This is a genomic window from Yoonia sp. SWMV100, assembly GCF_056108365.1.
The window spans coordinates 383,380-399,238 of sequence record NZ_JBWBAQ010000002.1 but is presented as its reverse complement, the minus strand read 5'-3'; the positions used below and the strand labels follow the sequence as shown (position 1 = coordinate 399,238).

At 57.1% G+C, this 15,859-nt stretch carries 15 protein-coding genes and 1 tRNA gene; 13 read left to right on the top strand and 3 right to left on the bottom strand.

Annotated features, from left to right (window positions below; translation table 11 throughout):
* Position 1: 1 nt before the first annotated feature.
* From soxC to hemA, 5 genes are read left to right on the top strand one after another with little or no spacing between them, the layout of a single operon-like run.
* Entirely contained in the window at positions 2-1,273 is a 1,272-nt protein-coding gene (gene soxC, locus ACXJGX_RS02055; protein ID WP_474778472.1) for a sulfite dehydrogenase, read from the top strand.
* Positions 1,257-2,306 carry a c-type cytochrome gene (locus ACXJGX_RS02050; RefSeq protein ID WP_474778471.1) on the top strand — a complete coding sequence of 350 codons (1,050 nt, stop codon included), beginning with the start codon at positions 1,257-1,259 and terminating at the stop codon, positions 2,304-2,306. The genes soxC and ACXJGX_RS02050 overlap by 17 nt, the downstream gene beginning before the upstream one ends.
* 43 nt (positions 2,307-2,349) lie before the next feature.
* Positions 2,350-2,799: a DsrE family protein gene (locus tag ACXJGX_RS02045; RefSeq protein ID WP_474778470.1), complete on the top strand. Its 450-nt coding sequence runs from the start codon at positions 2,350-2,352 to the stop codon at positions 2,797-2,799.
* Positions 2,800-2,856: 57 nt separating this feature from the next.
* On the top strand, positions 2,857-3,288 hold the full coding sequence (locus tag ACXJGX_RS02040) for a DUF302 domain-containing protein (RefSeq protein ID WP_474779161.1): 432 nt from the start codon (positions 2,857-2,859) through the stop codon (positions 3,286-3,288).
* A gap of 7 nt (positions 3,289-3,295) precedes the next feature.
* Complete coding sequence (hemA, locus tag ACXJGX_RS02035) at positions 3,296-4,516, top strand: 5-aminolevulinate synthase (RefSeq protein WP_474778469.1); 1,221 nt, start codon at positions 3,296-3,298, stop codon at positions 4,514-4,516.
* 177 nt (positions 4,517-4,693) lie between these two features.
* On the opposite strand, the gene ACXJGX_RS02030 is transcribed toward hemA, so the two are convergent.
* Together ACXJGX_RS02030 and ACXJGX_RS02025 are read right to left on the bottom strand one after the other, a co-directional pair.
* Positions 4,694-5,605: an MBL fold metallo-hydrolase gene (locus ACXJGX_RS02030; protein WP_474778468.1), complete on the bottom strand. Its 912-nt coding sequence runs from the start codon at positions 5,603-5,605 to the stop codon at positions 4,694-4,696.
* A gap of 71 nt (positions 5,606-5,676) precedes the next feature.
* Entirely contained in the window at positions 5,677-6,177 is a 501-nt protein-coding gene (locus ACXJGX_RS02025; protein ID WP_474778467.1) for a hypothetical protein, read from the bottom strand.
* Positions 6,178-6,449: 272 nt separating this feature from the next.
* On the opposite strand from ACXJGX_RS02025, the gene ACXJGX_RS02020 reads away from it, so the two are divergent.
* On the top strand, positions 6,450-8,768 hold the full coding sequence (locus ACXJGX_RS02020; RefSeq protein WP_474778466.1) for a Tex family protein: 2,319 nt from the start codon (positions 6,450-6,452) through the stop codon (positions 8,766-8,768).
* A 285-nt stretch (positions 8,769-9,053) separates the two neighbouring features.
* On the top strand, positions 9,054-9,644 hold the full coding sequence (locus tag ACXJGX_RS02015) for a hypothetical protein (RefSeq protein ID WP_474778465.1): 591 nt from the start codon (positions 9,054-9,056) through the stop codon (positions 9,642-9,644).
* 462 nt (positions 9,645-10,106) lie between these two features.
* Here the strand turns inward: ACXJGX_RS02015 and ACXJGX_RS02010 are convergent.
* A tRNA-Ser gene (locus ACXJGX_RS02010) sits at positions 10,107-10,196 on the bottom strand.
* A 259-nt stretch (positions 10,197-10,455) separates the two neighbouring features.
* Between ACXJGX_RS02010 and ACXJGX_RS02005 the strand changes: the two genes are divergently transcribed.
* Genes ACXJGX_RS02005 through ACXJGX_RS01980 form a run of 6 tightly spaced genes read left to right on the top strand, consistent with a single transcriptional unit; the run spans position 10,456 to position 15,838 of the window.
* Entirely contained in the window at positions 10,456-11,325 is an 870-nt protein-coding gene (locus ACXJGX_RS02005; protein WP_474778464.1) for an SPOR domain-containing protein, read from the top strand.
* Positions 11,326-11,352: 27 nt separating this feature from the next.
* The gene (locus ACXJGX_RS02000) at positions 11,353-12,531 is read left to right on the top strand and encodes a D-alanyl-D-alanine carboxypeptidase family protein (protein WP_474778463.1); all 1,179 of its coding nucleotides are present in this window, start codon (positions 11,353-11,355) and stop codon (positions 12,529-12,531) included.
* A complete protein-coding gene (gene tmk / locus ACXJGX_RS01995) occupies positions 12,528-13,136 on the top strand; it encodes a dTMP kinase (RefSeq protein ID WP_474778462.1) in 609 nt (202 codons plus the stop codon). Before ACXJGX_RS02000 ends, tmk begins: the two co-directional genes overlap by 4 nt.
* Positions 13,133-14,239, top strand: a complete 1,107-nt coding sequence (locus tag ACXJGX_RS01990) for a DNA polymerase III subunit delta' (RefSeq protein ID WP_474778461.1) — start codon at positions 13,133-13,135, stop codon at positions 14,237-14,239. Before tmk ends, ACXJGX_RS01990 begins: the two co-directional genes overlap by 4 nt.
* Positions 14,240-14,249: 10 nt before the next feature.
* A complete protein-coding gene (locus tag ACXJGX_RS01985; protein WP_474778460.1) occupies positions 14,250-15,038 on the top strand; it encodes a TatD family hydrolase in 789 nt (262 codons plus the stop codon).
* Positions 15,038-15,838: an MBL fold metallo-hydrolase gene (locus ACXJGX_RS01980; RefSeq protein WP_474778459.1), complete on the top strand. Its 801-nt coding sequence runs from the start codon at positions 15,038-15,040 to the stop codon at positions 15,836-15,838. Before ACXJGX_RS01985 ends, ACXJGX_RS01980 begins: the two co-directional genes overlap by 1 nt.
* Positions 15,839-15,859 lie beyond the last annotated feature (21 nt).

Below are 15,859 nucleotides of genomic sequence, written 5' to 3'. Positions count from 1 at the left end.
AATGAGCGAGATTTTCAAAGGTATGAAACCTTCGCGGCGCAACTTTTTGCGCGGTGCCGCTGCAAGTGGTGCGGCGCTTGTCGGCGGTGTGACAGCGGCGCGGGCCGAAGGCGACCCCGCAATTTTGGACGTCCAGCCGTGGAACCAGTTTCTGGGACCCGGCGTTGACGAAGCCCCTTATGGCATGCCGTCCAAATTCGAGGCCCATGTGCGCCGCCAGAACGTGCCTTGGCTTACGGCTGATCCGGTCAGTTCCATCAACTTTACACCGCTGCATGAACTGGACGGGATTATCACGCCCAACGGCTTGTGCTTTGAACGTCACCACGCTGGCGTGGCCGAGGTTGATCCGTCCGCGCATCGCTTGATGATCAATGGTCTGGTTGACCGTCCACTTGTGTTCACCATGGAAGACCTGATGCGGTTCCCCCGCGAAAACCATGTCTATTTTCTGGAATGCGCCGCGAACTCTGGGATGGAATGGGCGGGCGCACAGCTGAACGGCTGCCAGTTTACGCATGGCATGATCCACAACGTGCAATATACCGGCGTTCCGCTGCGGCTCTTGCTTAAAGAGGCCGGTGTCAAGACCACAGGTAAATGGCTGCTGCCAGAGGGCGCCGATGCCTCTGGCATGACCCGCTCGATCCCGATGGAAAAGGCGATGGATGATTGCCTTGTCGCGTTCAAAATGAACGGAGAGGCCTTGCGCCCAGAACAAGGTTACCCCGTGCGTTTGGTCGTTCCCGGCTGGGAAGGCAATATGTGGATCAAATGGCTGCGCCGCATCGAGGTCGGCGATGAGCCTTGGCATCACCGCGAAGAAACCAGCAAATACACCGATTTACTTGGCAATGGTCAGGCGCGTCGGTTCACATGGGAAATGGATGCAAAGTCCGTTATCACCAGCCCAAGCCCGCAAAAGCCGATCACACATGGGCCGGGGCCGGTGGTTCTGACCGGTGTTGCATGGTCTGGACGGGGCACGATCCCACGGGTGGACGTGACAATCGACGGCGGCGCCAACTGGCATCAGGCCCGCATGTCGGGGCCATCGATGGATAAATCGATGCACCGCTTCTACTTTGATTTTGAATGGGACGGAAAACCCTTGCTGTTGCAAAGCCGCGCCCATGACAGCACCGGATATGTCCAGCCGACAAAGGACCAACTGCGCGCTGTCCGCGGCGAGAATTCGATCTATCACAACAACGGGATCCAGACATGGGCAGTGAACGAACAAGGGGTGGCTGAAAATGTCGAAATTTCTTAAGGGAACCGCGCCGATCTGGGCTGCTATCGCTTTGACGACGCCTGCACTGGCCCAAGATACATTGGGGCTTGGACGTCCTGCACTGGATGCTGAAATCGCGGCATGGGATACCGACGTGCGGCCAGACGGGCTTGGTTTGCCTGCGGGCAGCGGCGATGTTTGGACCGGCGAAGAGGTCTTTGTCGAAAAATGCGCGTCCTGTCATGGCGACTTCGGAGAGGCGGTCGGACGCTGGCCCGTGCTTGCGGGCGGGCAGGGGACGCTGACCCACAGGGATCCGGTCAAGACAATCGGATCGTACTGGCCATACCTGTCGACGGTCTATGACTATGTCAATCGCGCGATGCCATTTGGCGCTGCGCGTACGCTTGAGCCCGATGAAGTCTATGCGATCACGGCGTACCTTCTGTATGTCAACGATCTGGTCGACGAAGACTTTACGCTAAGCAATGACACCTTTCTGGATGTCGAAATGCCGAACGCCGACAATTTTTATATGGATGACCGCGCCGAAACCGAAATTCCGCAGTTTTCGGTCGCTGATGTGTGCATGGAAAATTGCAAGGAAACTGTTGAAATCACCATGCACGCAAGCGTGCTGGACGTGACACCAGACACCGAAGACGCGGTGGAAGAAGCGGCCATCGCGACTGACGCACCTGCTGCCGAAGCCGAACCAGAGGTCGTCGCAGACGCGGCGCCAGCCGTTGATCCCGCGCTGATCGCCGAGGGCGAAGGCCTGTTTCGCCAATGCAAATCCTGCCACGAAGTTGGTGACGGTGCGCGCAACAGGACAGGTCCGGAACTGAACAACATTGTCGGTCGCACGATTGGTGGTGTTGATGGCTTCCGGTATTCGCGCGGGTTTACTGAAGCCGCCGATGCTGGCGAGATTTGGACCACCGAATATCTTTCGGCGTTCCTGATGGACCCGCGCGGCACCATAAGCGGCACAAAAATGACGTTCCGCGGGCTGCAAGACCAAGCGCAGGCAGATGCATTGATCGCATATCTGACCCAGTTCGAGGAATAACCAGCCGATACGATCCGTACAGCAAGCGAAGGAAGGGAAGGCCATGCGCACCATCGTGCGAAACTTTGTCGGGGCGATACTTTTGGCGCTTGGGACACTTTCCGGGGCTTGGGCGCAAGATGATGGCCGACATTATCTTGCGCTTCAGATCAGCGACAATGATGTGCAGAAAATGAACACAGTGCTGAATGTCGCAGTGAACGTATCGCAACACTATCAGGAACAAGGCGAAGAGGTCGAAATCAGGATCGTCGCGTTCAATGCGGGTCTGCATATGTTGCGCACCGATACGTCACCAGTCCTTGCGCGGCTTACGGCGTTTGAACAGTCGATGCCGAATGTCAGTTTTGCAGCCTGCGGGAATACGATCGACGCAATGGCCGCGACCGAAGGTGCCGCACCGCCAATATCGGATCACGCCGAACGGGTGCCTGCTGGCGTGGCCGAATTGATGATGCTGGATGAAACCGGATGGACGGTAATCCGCCCTTGATAAAAATCACGGCGGCACACGCCGCCCTGCGCAACCCTGCAACTAGGAGGACACATGATGAAGAAATTTATGATTTCCACTGCAATCTGTCTGATCGGCGCATCTGCAACAGCCCAGGATGCGACGACCTATCCGTTTGATGGCAGTTTCGAAGACGCGACATTTGCGGTTGAAAATGCCATCATCGGCAAAGGCCTGGTGATTGATTACGTCAGCCACACCGGTGACATGCTGAACCGCACGGCAGAGGACGTCGGCAGCGACGTGGTGATTTTTGAGGCGGCGGACATCTTTTTGTTCTGTTCCGCACAGTTGTCGCGCGACGTCATGGAAGCCGATTTTATGAACATTGCGCATTGTCCCTACGGGATCTTCGTGGCCGATCGCGGCGGGGACGTTTTTATCGGACACCGTAACTATCCCGCTGGCGAGATGCAGCAGGTCCAGACCCTTTTGACCGACATTATCCACGACGCCATCGGCGAATAGGACGCGTATGAACTATTATAGCTATTTCGAGGCCGCGCTGACCCGGCTAAAAGACGACGGCAATTATCGGGTTTTTGCAAATCTCGAACGGCACTGCGGGAATTTCCCCCATGCAACCAGTCGCGGTGACAAAACCAAAGATGTCACGATTTGGTGTTCGAACGACTATCTGGGAATGGGCCAGCACCCCGCAGTGATTTCTGCCATGCATACCGCCCTTGACACTGTGGGCGCTGGTGCTGGCGGAACCCGCAACATTTCCGGCACCACATTTGAACACATCCGCCTTGAGGCCGCGTTGGCCGATCTGCATGGCAAGGAACAGGCGCTGTTGTTCACGTCAGGCTATGTGTCAAACTGGGCCGCGCTGGGGACATTGGCCGCAAAGATTCCCGATTGTCTCGTGCTGTCAGACGCCCTTAATCACGCCAGCATGATCGAAGGCATCCGCCATTCCAAAGCGGAATGTCAGATTTGGCGGCACAATGACGTGGACCACCTCGCGGAGCTTCTGGCCGCGCAACCGATCGACCGCCCCAAACTCATCGCCTTTGAAAGCGTCTATTCGATGGACGGCGACATCGCCCCTATTGCTGAAATCTGTGACCTTGCAGAGAAATATGGCGCGATTACCTATCTGGACGAGGTCCACGCTGTGGGGCTTTACGGTCCGCGTGGTGGGGGGATATCCGAACGCGAAGGCCTGATGGACCGCATCACCGTGATCGAAGGGACATTGGGAAAGGCCTATGGTGTGATGGGCGGCTATATCGCCGCAAGCGCGGCGTTGTGCGATTTCGTGCGCTCATTTTCCAGTGGATTCATTTTTACGACAGCACTGCCGCCCGCGGTCGCCGCAGGGGCACGCGCATCCATTGAACATCTCAAAGCCAGCGATGCAGAACGTGTTGCCCAGCAGGCCAATGTGGCTGCGGTGCGTGCGGGGCTTGATGCTGTCGGCATTCCCCATATCGATAACCCCAGCCACATCATCCCGGTCATGGTAGGCGACCCGGTCAAATGCAAATATCTGTCGGACATATTGCTGGCCGATCACGGCATCTATATCCAGCCAATCAATTACCCGACCGTGCCAAAGGGGACAGAGCGGCTGCGGATCACCCCGTCACCGGTTCATTCAGCCGATGACATCAGCCGACTTATTCTGGCGTTGGAAATACTTTGGAAACAGTGCCAACTGGCACGCATGCCCATGGCCGCGCAATAGCGTTTGACGGGTACAAACGCCTGTCATACCCGCAAAACGGGGGGGCGCATGCAGGCACAGCGTATTGATACCTGCACAGACGGCGCGATCCTTGTCACTGTTGGGCAATGTGGCTGGGTGCTACCGCCACCCATCTTGGGGTGAAACGCCGCGCACACGCCCAAAGCGGCGCAGGCATTATCCGTCTTCGCCGACAAATTCAAAACGCTCACCGCGCCGCGCGACACGGCCCAGACCGCCATTGGGCAGGTGGAAGCCGACCATCAGCATTTGACTTTGCGCAAGCTGATCAAGCAACGACATCCGCGTTTGGGCTGCTGTAGGGGCATCTTGGTCCGATCCCGATAACCAATCAGGTCTTTCAAACGCGACATGGTGGTTTAAAATACTGTCGCCGACGATCATCACTGGGTCACCGCCGACGCGGACCTCGAACGCCATGTGGCCGGGCGTATGCCCCGGCGTCACGCGTGCGGCAACGCCAGGCAGAATTTCTGCACCGTCGCTGAACAGATTGATCTGGTCTCGCAGTTCCGCCAGTCGGCTACTGGCACCCACAGCAAAGATCTGCCGCGCGGCGTCGATTGTGGAAACGGTGTTGGGGTCGGTCCAATAGTCCCATTCGGTGCGGCCCATGTGATAGGCGGCGTCAGGAAACACAAAATCACCAAAATCATCAAGAAGCCCCCACAGATGATCCGGATGCGCATGGGTAAAGATAACGTCGGTGACGTCAGACGGGGCGACGCCCAGTGCATCAACCGCGTCCATCAGCGTGCCGGCGGTTGGCATAAAGTCCGGACCAGCGCCGACATCGAACAGCACGGTGCGACCATCTTGCCGCAGCAGCGTGACATTGCAGTCAGGTTCTAAAGTGTCACCTGAAATGCCGTATCTGGCCAGTATTTGATCGGCTTCGTCCATTGGAACATCACCCAAAGAAAACGACTTTGGCAGTACCAAATGCCCGTCGCTTAGGGTGTCCAACCGGCTGTCGCCTGCGGCGAATGTTGTCTGCGACCACCCCACCTGAGGTGTCAAGAACGACGCTGCGGATCCAGCCAACAGGGTACGGCGTGTAATGTGCATGATAACCTCATATTCATTTTGATGAATATTATGCACATAACCGCGTAAAAGAAACTGTTTTCGGCAGCGGCCTATCTTTTTTCAAGGAATTGGTAGGCATCTAGAATTGTTTTGGTCAGCGCTTCGAAAAATCCGGGCACGGTCACATCAATAAGGCCTGTGTGTGCGCCTGTTTCATCTGTGATGCTGTCATCAGATGTTTTCACCACAATCAGATCGCTGGGCGAGGCAAGTAGTTCGCGGTAACTTGCGCCTTTGCCATGTTTCAAAACGTTGATCGCCAAATAGTACCGGTGAAAACGATCAGCAAGGTCGGGCTGCTTTGCGTCAAGCAGCAGCGCGTTTAATTTGCGTGAAAACGGGCCGCGCCGGAAATGGTGCTGCATCCGCGATTCAAATAACGAAAAGACGTCAACTGCCGCCGTCTCAAGCGCGACGGTGGCAGCGCGCTGTTCCGCGCGTTGGGCGTCTGACGCGTCCGGTACGTCCAAACGTGTCAACGTATCTTGGTGCGTCTTTGCATGTGTCTGTGCCGCGGCGACCAGTTCGGGAACGCTTTGTGAAGCTTCCATTGTTCATTCTCCTTATTTTCACCCTCCCTTAAGCTATGCGGCGCGGAATGATAGTGGTTGAAACATGGCGGACCCCACGAATGCGCATATCCGCAATCCAAACGACCATCACTGTGGGCGCGCCGTGCTGTGAAATTCACACCCTGTTCAGAAACAAATGCCGCTGATCAGCAAAAATCGACCGTTATTGCGCGCGCATCTGCAGGTGGCCCTTGGCGGCCCCGGTCTGCACGGCTATCACGATCATCCGACCGCCACACAAGGAAGCCGCTATGAACGATGTCGCAGAACGTATCGCCCGCACCATTGCAACCGATATCGGGGCGCGCCCCGAACAGGTGATTGCGACCGTCGCCTTGCTGGATGGTGGCGATACGGTTCCGTTCGTTGCGCGTTACCGCAAAGAGGTGACAGGTGGGCTTGATGATACCCAACTTCGTCAATTGGCCGAACGTTTGGGATATCTGCGTGAACTGGAAAAGCGCCGCGCAACCATTCTGGGCGAAATCACAGGGCAGGGAAAACTGACCGATGCGCTGGCTCGCGCGATCGCGACCGCGGATACAAAGGCTGTTCTTGAGGATCTGTATTTGCCCTACAAACCCAAGCGCCGGACAAAGGCGATGATCGCCCGTGAAAACGGCCTCGCGCCGCTATTGCAAGCGATTATGGCGGATCGCAAGGCCGATCCGGTGATGCTTGCGCAGGGGTATATTTCCGAGGCGGTCCCCACTGAAAAAGACGCGCTGAACGGTGCGCGTGACATCTTGACCGAGGACTTGGGTGAAAACGCGGCCCTGTTGGGACGGTTGCGCGAGGTGATGCAAAAAGAGGCCTTGGTGACCGCCCGGGTCAACAAAGGCAAAGAAGAGGTCGGCGCAAAATTTTCGGACTATTTCGCACATAGCGAAAAATGGGCCACCATTCCGTCGCACCGCGCGCTTGCTATTCTGCGGGCCGCAAAAGAAGAAATCGTGACGGTTGATATCGCCCCGGACGGCGACGCGGGGCTTGACCGGATGATCGGCATTATCGCTGCCGAAATCGGCATTCCGGGCCAAGGTCCGGGCGACATTTGGCTGCAGGCCGCCGCTGCATGGACATGGAAAGTCAAACTGAGCCTGTCGATGTTTATGGACCTGATGACGGACATGCGCCGTCGGGCCCACGCGACTGCCATCGACGTTTTTGCGCGTAACCTCAAAGACCTGCTTTTGGCGGCACCGGCCGGTGCGCGCGCAACGCTTGGTCTTGATCCGGGAATCCGGACCGGCTGTAAAATCGCTGTCGTGGATGAAACCGGCAAATTGCTGGACACGGCAACGATCTATCCATTTCAGCCGCGCAACGATCTGCGTGGCGCAGAGGAAACGTTGCTGCACCTGATCCGCAAGCATGGCGTCGCGCTCATTGCGATCGGGAACGGCACCGCCAGCCGCGAATCTGAACGGCTGGTTGCGGATGTTTTGAAAAACCTGCCCGCAGGGATTTCACGTCCAACGCCGGTGATTGTGTCCGAAGCAGGGGCATCGGTCTATTCAGCGTCGGAACTGGCCTCGCAAGAGTTTCCAGATATCGACGTGTCCATTCGCGGGGCGGTGTCTATTGCGCGCCGCTTGCAAGATCCACTGGCCGAGCTTGTCAAAATCGAACCGCAGGCGATTGGGGTTGGGCAATACCAACACGACGTTGACCAGCGCCAGCTTGCGCTTTCGCTGGCGGCGGTGGTCGAAGACGCGGTGAACGCCGTTGGGGTCGATCTGAACATGGCCTCTGCGCCACTGCTGTCACATATCGCCGGGTTGGGGCCATCGCTTGCGCAAAATATTGTGGCCCACCGCGATGCAAACGGTGCGTTCCCCACGCGCAAATCCCTGCTGAAAGTGGCTGGATTGGGTCCAAAAGCATTCGAGCAAAGCGCGGGGTTTTTGCGGATCACCGGTGGCACAGAGCCTTTGGACGCGTCATCCGTCCACCCCGAAGCCTACGGTGTCGCCCGCAAGATCGTGCAGGCGTGCGGCCGTGATGTGCGCGCGATCATGGGGGACAGCTCTGCGCTTTCTGGGCTGAATGCCGCGCAGTTTGTTGATGATAATTTTGGGCTGCCCACCGTGCGCGATATCCTTGCCGAACTGGAAAAACCGGGCCGTGATCCGCGCCCGGCTTTCAAAACGGCCACGTTCGCAGAAGGCATCGACAGCATCACGGATTTGAAACCGGGCATGTCGCTTGAGGGAACAGTGACGAATGTCGCGGCATTTGGTGCCTTTGTTGATATCGGGGTGCATCAGGATGGGCTGGTTCATGTCAGCCAGCTTGCCGATAAATTCGTCAAAGACCCACACGAGGTTGTCAAAGCCGGCGATGTGGTCCGTGTCCGCGTGACAGAGGTTGACGTGCCCCGAAAACGTATCGGTCTGACGATGCGCACGGACAACAGCGCTGATGCGGCACCGCGTGCGCAAAAACCGGCGAACCCAAAACAGGATCGAAACGCGCGGTCAACTGCGGGGCCCAAACAGGCCACCGCCGATACGGGCGCACTGGGTTCTGCACTAGCCGAGGCTCTCAAGCGCCAAAATCGCGCATAGCTGATTCACGTCACGCAAAAGGTGCGAAGCTGCGCTTGGGTGACGTAAATCAGCCCACAGGAATTTGGCATTTTATCTAAACGATTGCCACGCCCTACCGTTTCCCTGTCTAAGTATCGGTATGGCGTCAGTGACGGGTCGTCTTGTATCTGTATCGGACTGATCAGATCAGCCGTCATTGACGCGATTTCGCCTCAGACGCGCAAAAAATTGAAAATCGAAACCGTCATCGACGTACACCAGACCTGTAAAGCGACACCCAGTGTAGAGACGAGGAGCGAATAATTGACCGATCGCGTTGACGAATTATTGAAGCGTATCAGTAGTATGGAAAATGACCTCGCGCAGGAACTCGATCGCCGCCGTGATAAATTCCGTTACCGTATCGCGCAAGGTCGGGTGATTTTTGATCGTGAGGTCCGCCAAAGGCATCGGGCGCTCAAGCAAAAACTGTGGTCCTATGTTGCAGGTGCCCGCCCTCTTGTCGTCTTGACGGCTCCGGTGATCTATTCAGTGATCATTCCATTTGTCCTGCTTGATTTGTTCGTGACGCTTTATCAGGCCATATGTTTTCCGGTTTACCGGATCGAAAAAGTGCGCCGCGGCGACTATATTTGCTTTGACCGCAAACATCTTTCCTACCTGAACGGACTGGAAAAACTCAATTGCCTTTACTGCTCTTATGGCAACGGTTTGCTGGCCTATGCGGTGGAAATCGCGGGGCGCACCGAAAGACACTGGTGTCCGATCAAACACGCAAAACGCGTCGCAGGTGTACATCAATATTACCCTGCTTTCCTAGAATATGGAGATGCAGAGGGATACCAACGGCAACAAAAACAAGCGGGCCAACATGCACCCCCCGACGGGGAGTGACCAGTCTGGGCCGGAATGATTTTGACAGAAAATTAGTTGTGTTTTCATGAATCCCCGATCCAAATCCGCCGCGATCCTTAACGGCTTCACAGCCTCGCACCGTGGCCGTTGGGTGACTACGTATGGGGTAGTGGGTTTTGACCGCGGCGCGATTGAAGAAAAAACTGGCCCTGCCTCTCAAGTCGTATGCGTTCGCGCGGCAGTCGGTAGAAACCGATGGCACACGACAAAACTCCGTTTGTCGAGGGCTATCCATATTCTTGACGATATTCGCGATGACCTGCCCCCCAAATCTCCCTTAGTCGTCAACAGGGTTCGCATGGCGCAGGTCAAGAGTGCTTCCCAAGGGGATAAACCGGCCCGCAAATTCAAGGTATTTCCGCAACGCTACGCGTATCATACATGGGCGTCATAAACACCGGGGCCATAAACCATTCTTAGAACAGTGTCTTCTGTGGTCTATGGCGGAGGCTCAGGGATTCGAACCCTGGGAGGACTTTCACCCTCGTCGGTTTTCAAGACCGGTGCATTCGACCACTCTGCCAAGCCTCCGTTGGGGGCTCTTTAGCGGGTGTTAAATGATTCGAAAAGCAACTTCACGTCTTGGGGAAATCCGCCGAGTTTTTGGCCATACCACTTCCATAACCGACTTGGGGGCGTTATCGTTGCGCCAAGCAGGCGTTGAGATCAGAGGCGCGCGGTAAAATATGCACGCATGTTTCTTGGCGGGGATGAAATAATAGAGCTGAAAATCGGCTGAACTCCCTTTTTATAAGGGTGAAACAAGGGGCGAATTATGACGGGCAGGGTGATGACAGTCAGTAAGCTTTCGGTGGTATTTGTCGCGGTAATCGGGATGGCGGCTTGTGATGAAGGCGGTGGATTTTCGTTGGGGGCGTCCGAAAATGGTGGCGTAGATGCACCACTACAGCGCGCAACGCAGGTGTCACAAACCGAACGCGACGTTGAGCGGCCCGATATTTTCGAAGTAAACGACCGCGGACTTTGGGATGGCCGTCCGTCTTTGGGTGGCGTTTGGGTGGCGCACCCTGATGCCCAAGATCCAGAGCGGGTGATAATTCGCAATACCGATACTGGTCAATCGGTCGTTGGTGCCCTGTTCCGCCGCGAACGTGAAAACCCCGGTCCGCTCTTGCAGGTGTCATCGGATGCCGCCGAAGCTTTGGGGCTTTTGGCCGGCGCGCCGACTGCGCTCAGCGTTGTTGCTTTGCGTCGCGAAGAGATAGAAGTGCCTGTTGATGCCCCGTTGCCGCCAGAAGACAACCCTGTCATCGCAAGCCTTGCAGCACCCGTGACCGTGCAAGCCGTCGCGCTTGATGACGCGCCCATTGCCGCCACCGTTGATCCGATTGCTGGCGCTGCCGCAGCGATTGATGCGGCAGAGGCTGGTGCGATACTTGCCACGCCAGTTGTTGCGCCTGCGACAGTCGCGGCAGCAACGACACCTTTGGCGCAGATTGGTGTATTCAGCGTTGAAAGTAATGCAAACACAGCGGCACAGAAAATCCGCGCTGCTGGAATTGCTGCATCGGTCGAGCCGCAAGATGCGGGCGGACGAACCGTTTGGCGGGTGGTGGCCGGACCCGTTTCAGATGACGCAACCCTTGCACAACTGAAATCTCTTGGCTTTGTCGATGCGTTCGTTTTGGACGCCGAATAATCATTTAACTATTGGAGGGTTGATCTGATGATCCTATCCACAATCCGCACGGCTTTCGTTTTTGTCTGCATGGCGGCAACGGCGGCGTCTGCGCAGACTTTTGAAACCAGTGCGACAGCGGCCTATGTTTTCGACCAGACGACGGGCACCGTCCTGCTGGCCAAAAACGAAGATATGCCCCTGCCGCCAGCCTCGATGTCGAAATTGATGACAGTTTACATGGCATTCGAGGCGCTAAGAGACGGGCGTTTGGACATCAACGATGAATTGCCCGTATCGTCGCATGCCGCAAACTATGCCGGTTCGTCGATGTTTCTGGATACCACGGACCGTGTACGCGTCGAAGACCTGCTGCGTGGCGTAATCATTTTATCCGGTAATGACGCAAGCGCGGTATTGGCCGAAGCCTTATCACCCGATGGTACCGAGGCGGGTTTCGCACGCATGATGACCCAACGCGCGCAGCAACTTGGGATGGAAAATTCGACGTTTACCAATTCAAACGGGTGGCCTGCGGCGGGGCACCGGATGTCGGTCGAAGACTTGGGCATTCTTGCTGATCACCTGATCCGCGACTTTCCGACGTACTATCCGTTGTTCGCCGAGCAAGAGTTTGCATTTGATGGGCGGGTTCCATCCAATACCCGCAACCGCAACCCGATTTTGGCGTTGGGCATTGGTGCCGACGGCCTGAAAACAGGCCATACCCAAGAGGCTGGCTATGGTCTTGTCGGGTCGGCAAAGCAAGGCAATCGCCGGGTCATTTTCGTTCTGACGGGGCTTGCGTCTGAACAGGCCCGCGCCGAAGAAGCCGAGCGGATTGTGAACTGGTCATACCGTCAATTCGCCCAAAAAGATGTGGTGTCGGCGGGCAACCGGATTGCAACAGCCAACGTCTGGATGGGGCAGGTGCATTCCGTCGGCTTGACGGTGGCCGAGGATTTGTCGCTTTTGGTGCCAATCCTGAACCAAGGAAATGTGGATGCACAGGTGGTGTATTCGGGTCCGATCGCAGCCCCGATCAAGGCCGGTGATCAGCTGGGGGAACTTGTGATTAACCTGGATGGTCTGCCTGAAAAACGCGTCCCTTTGGTGGCCGATGTGGACGTGGCGCGCGGTGGCTTTACATCGCGCCTACGGACGGCCGCCACGGTGCTTTGGGGGAAATTCGGCCCCCAAACTGATGCGGCTTCCGAAGAGGCATGACCGCCCCGACCTTTATCACATTCGAAGGCATCGACGGTTCGGGCAAGTCGACGCAGGCGCGGATGCTGGGGGATTATTTGCGCGGGCAAGGCCGCGACGTCGTGCTGACCCGCGAACCGGGCGGTAGCCCCGGCGCCGAAGAAATACGCCAGCTTTTGCTGACGGGTGATCCAGACAGATGGTCCGCCGAGACAGAGATATTGTTGTTCACTGCCGCCCGTCGGGACCATTTGGAAAAAACGATCGAGCCTGCATTGTCGTCCGGGAAAACCGTGGTCAGTGATCGTTTTGCTGACAGCACCCGTGTCTATCAGGGGGCGACGCGCGGTGACCTGCGGGCCATGGTCGACAATTTGCATAGCCTGATGATCGGGCGCGAACCTGATCTGACGTTTATTATCGATATGGACCCGGCGATGGCTTTGCAGCGTGGGCTGGCACGCAAATCAGGCGAAGACCGGTTCGAAGACTTCGGGCTCGGGTTTCAGGAAACCCTGCGTCACGGGTTTTTAGCTTTGGCGCATGCGCATCCAACGCGCTGTGTCCTGATTGACGGAAACCGTGCGTCTGATGCGATCGCGACCGAAATCGCAGCACACCTATGAACGACGACGTTATCCCCGAACCCGACCGCATTGAAGGTGCGCCGCATCCGCGCGAAACGCAGGTTCTGTTTGGTCAGCCCAAGGCCGAGGCCGATTTTCTGGATGCCTTTCAATCCGGCCGGATGCATTCGGGATGGTTGATCACTGGACCGCGCGGTGTGGGTAAGGCGACGCTCGCGTGGAAAATCGCGACCTTTCTTCTTGCCGATGAAGGGGTTGGGCTGTTCGGCGATCCCACCCTAGCGGTTGATCCGCAGCATCCTGACGCGCGGTTGATCTACGCTGGTGCGCACCCGCGGCTTTCCGTCATACGCAGGCCATGGGATGATAAGACCAAAAAACTGCGCAATGAAATCACGGTTGATGCTGTGCGTGCGCTGAAACAGTTTTTCCAAATGTCGTCAGCCGATGGCGGGCGTCGTGTGGTGATCGTTGACGCAGCGGATGACCTGAACCGAAACGCCGCCAATGCCATTCTGAAAGAACTGGAAGAACCGCCCGCGAACACGGTGATCCTGTTGATTGCGCACCAACCGTCAGGGTTGCTGCCCACAATCAGGTCACGGTGTCGGGAACTGCGGTGTTCCACCCTTAGCGCGGATGATCTGCACAGCGCGTTAGCGCAGGCCGGGCACCCGGTGTCCAACGCCGACGGTCTTGCGGCGCTTGCGGGTGGTTCTGCGGGGGATGCGATCCGGCTGCTGAACCATGACGGTCTGGCACTTTATACCGAAATCGTGCGTCTGTTTGACGGTATTCCGCGCATTGATCGCCCTGCGGCACTGCGTCTGGCAGAAAGTTGCGCAGGTCGCGGTGCTGAACTGCGCTTTGGGATGACGCTTGATCTGATTGACCTGTTTTTGTCGCGTACCGCGCGCGCAGGCGTGCTGGGTGAACCCCATGTGCAGGGCGCAATGGGCGAGGCGCGCCTGCTGGCGCGGCTGTCACCCAACGACCTGATGGCGCGTAAATGGGCGCAACTGCAACAGGATTTATCCAACCGGTCGCGACATGGACGCGCTGTGAACCTTGACCCTGCCGCGCTGATCCTTGATATCATTTTCAAGATAGAAGAGACGGCGCAGGGCGTCGCAGCAGCCTGAAAGCCGCGTCATGAAACAACCGACCATTGTTGACAGCCACTGCCACCTGGATTTTCCGGATTTCCAAGACGAATTGCCCGACGTCATCGCGCGTGCGCTGGATGCGGGCGTTGAACGGATGGTGACAATTTGTACAAAGCTGCGCCTAGAACCGCAGGTGCGTGCGATTGCGGAAACTTATGCGCCCGTTTTCTATGCCGCGGGAACCCACCCTATGAGCGTGGCGGACGAACCGCTTGCATCGGTGGATGCGTTGATTGCGATGGCCGCACATCCGAAATTTGTAGGCATCGGGGAAACAGGGCTGGATTACCACTACACCGCTGAGACCAAGGCGATCCAACAAGAAAGCCTGCGCATCCACATCGCCGCCGCCCGCGAAACAAAGCTGCCTTTGATTATTCACGCACGCGCCGCTGATGACGATATGGCGCAAATCCTGTCCGAAGAATACGCCAACGGCGCCTATAGCTGTGTGATGCACTGCTTTTCGAGCTCGGCGGCGTTGGGCAAGGCCGCGCTTGACCTTGGGTTTTATCTGTCGATGTCGGGCATCGCAGCATTTCCCAAAAGCCAAGACCTGCGCGACATCTTTGCCAGCGCGCCCATCGACCGGATTTTGGTGGAAACCGACAGCCCCTATCTGGCACCACCCCCGCACCGGGGGCGGCGCAACGAACCGGCCTATACCGCACTGACCGCCAAGATCGGGGCGGCGGCGTTCGACATGGACTATGCCGATTTTGCGCAAAAAACGACAGCCAACTTTGACAGGCTGTTCTGGAAGGCGGCATTGTAATGGATCAGCTGCGCGTCACAATCCTTGGTTGTGGGTCGTCCGGAGGCGTGCCGCGGCTGGGTGGATTATGGGGCGAGTGTGACCCTGAAAATCCGAAAAACCGCCGGCAGCGCTGTTCTATCTTGCTGACGCGTTACAACGGGCATAGACAGACGCGCGTGTTGATCGACACGTCACCGGACCTGCGCAACCAGCTGTTGACCAATGACATCGGGACGCTGGACGCTGTGGTTTACACCCACGAACACGCCGATCATGTCCATGGGATAGATGATCTGCGGATGATCGTCTTTAACACGCGCACCCGTCTTCCTGCTTGGGCCAGCCCGCAGACCGCCGCCGAATTGCGCGCGCGCTTTGCATATATCTTTGAAACGCCGCCCGGGTCATCTTATCCGCCTGTCTGTGATTTGCACACGATCAATGGCGCGATAACGGCAACAGGGGCAGGGGGGGACATCACGTTGACGCCCTTTATGGTGAGTCACGGTGATATCGACGCGCTTGGTTTTCGGATCGGTGACGTGGCCTACATCCCCGATGTATCGGCAATCCCAGAGCCAGCATGGGCGCATTTGCAGGATCTTGACTGCTGGATCATCGACGCCCTGCGCCGCGCGCCGCACCCCAGCCACTCGCATCTTGCGCAAACGCTTGACTGGGTTGCACGCGCGCAGCCCAAATTGGCCGTGCTGACCAATCTGCACAATGATATGGACTATGCTGCCGTGGCAGACGAAACACCCGCACATGTTGTCCCTGCTTATGATGGCATGACACTGTCGTTCGACATGCGCTAGGGCCGGTTTCGCGCCGCTCGC

Bases quoted from the DNA above. Each gene is read 5' to 3' on its own strand.
- soxC (WP_474778472.1), top strand. From the start codon at position 2: ATGAGCGAGATTTTCAAAGGTATGAAACCTTCGCGGCGCAACTTTTTG.
- ACXJGX_RS02050 (WP_474778471.1), top strand. From the start codon at position 1,257: ATGTCGAAATTTCTTAAGGGAACCGCGCCGATCTGGGCTGCTATCGCT.
- ACXJGX_RS02045 (WP_474778470.1), top strand. From the start codon at position 2,350: ATGCGCACCATCGTGCGAAACTTTGTCGGGGCGATACTTTTGGCGCTT.
- ACXJGX_RS02040 (WP_474779161.1), top strand. From the start codon at position 2,857: ATGAAGAAATTTATGATTTCCACTGCAATCTGTCTGATCGGCGCATCT.
- hemA (WP_474778469.1), top strand. From the start codon at position 3,296: ATGAACTATTATAGCTATTTCGAGGCCGCGCTGACCCGGCTAAAAGAC.
- ACXJGX_RS02030 (WP_474778468.1), bottom strand. From the start codon at position 5,605: ATGCACATTACACGCCGTACCCTGTTGGCTGGATCCGCAGCGTCGTTC.
- ACXJGX_RS02025 (WP_474778467.1), bottom strand. From the start codon at position 6,177: ATGGAAGCTTCACAAAGCGTTCCCGAACTGGTCGCCGCGGCACAGACA.
- ACXJGX_RS02020 (WP_474778466.1), top strand. From the start codon at position 6,450: ATGAACGATGTCGCAGAACGTATCGCCCGCACCATTGCAACCGATATC.
- ACXJGX_RS02005 (WP_474778464.1), top strand. From the start codon at position 10,456: ATGACAGTCAGTAAGCTTTCGGTGGTATTTGTCGCGGTAATCGGGATG.
- ACXJGX_RS02000 (WP_474778463.1), top strand. From the start codon at position 11,353: ATGATCCTATCCACAATCCGCACGGCTTTCGTTTTTGTCTGCATGGCG.
- tmk (WP_474778462.1), top strand. From the start codon at position 12,528: ATGACCGCCCCGACCTTTATCACATTCGAAGGCATCGACGGTTCGGGC.
- ACXJGX_RS01990 (WP_474778461.1), top strand. From the start codon at position 13,133: ATGAACGACGACGTTATCCCCGAACCCGACCGCATTGAAGGTGCGCCG.
- ACXJGX_RS01985 (WP_474778460.1), top strand. From the start codon at position 14,250: ATGAAACAACCGACCATTGTTGACAGCCACTGCCACCTGGATTTTCCG.
- ACXJGX_RS01980 (WP_474778459.1), top strand. From the start codon at position 15,038: ATGGATCAGCTGCGCGTCACAATCCTTGGTTGTGGGTCGTCCGGAGGC.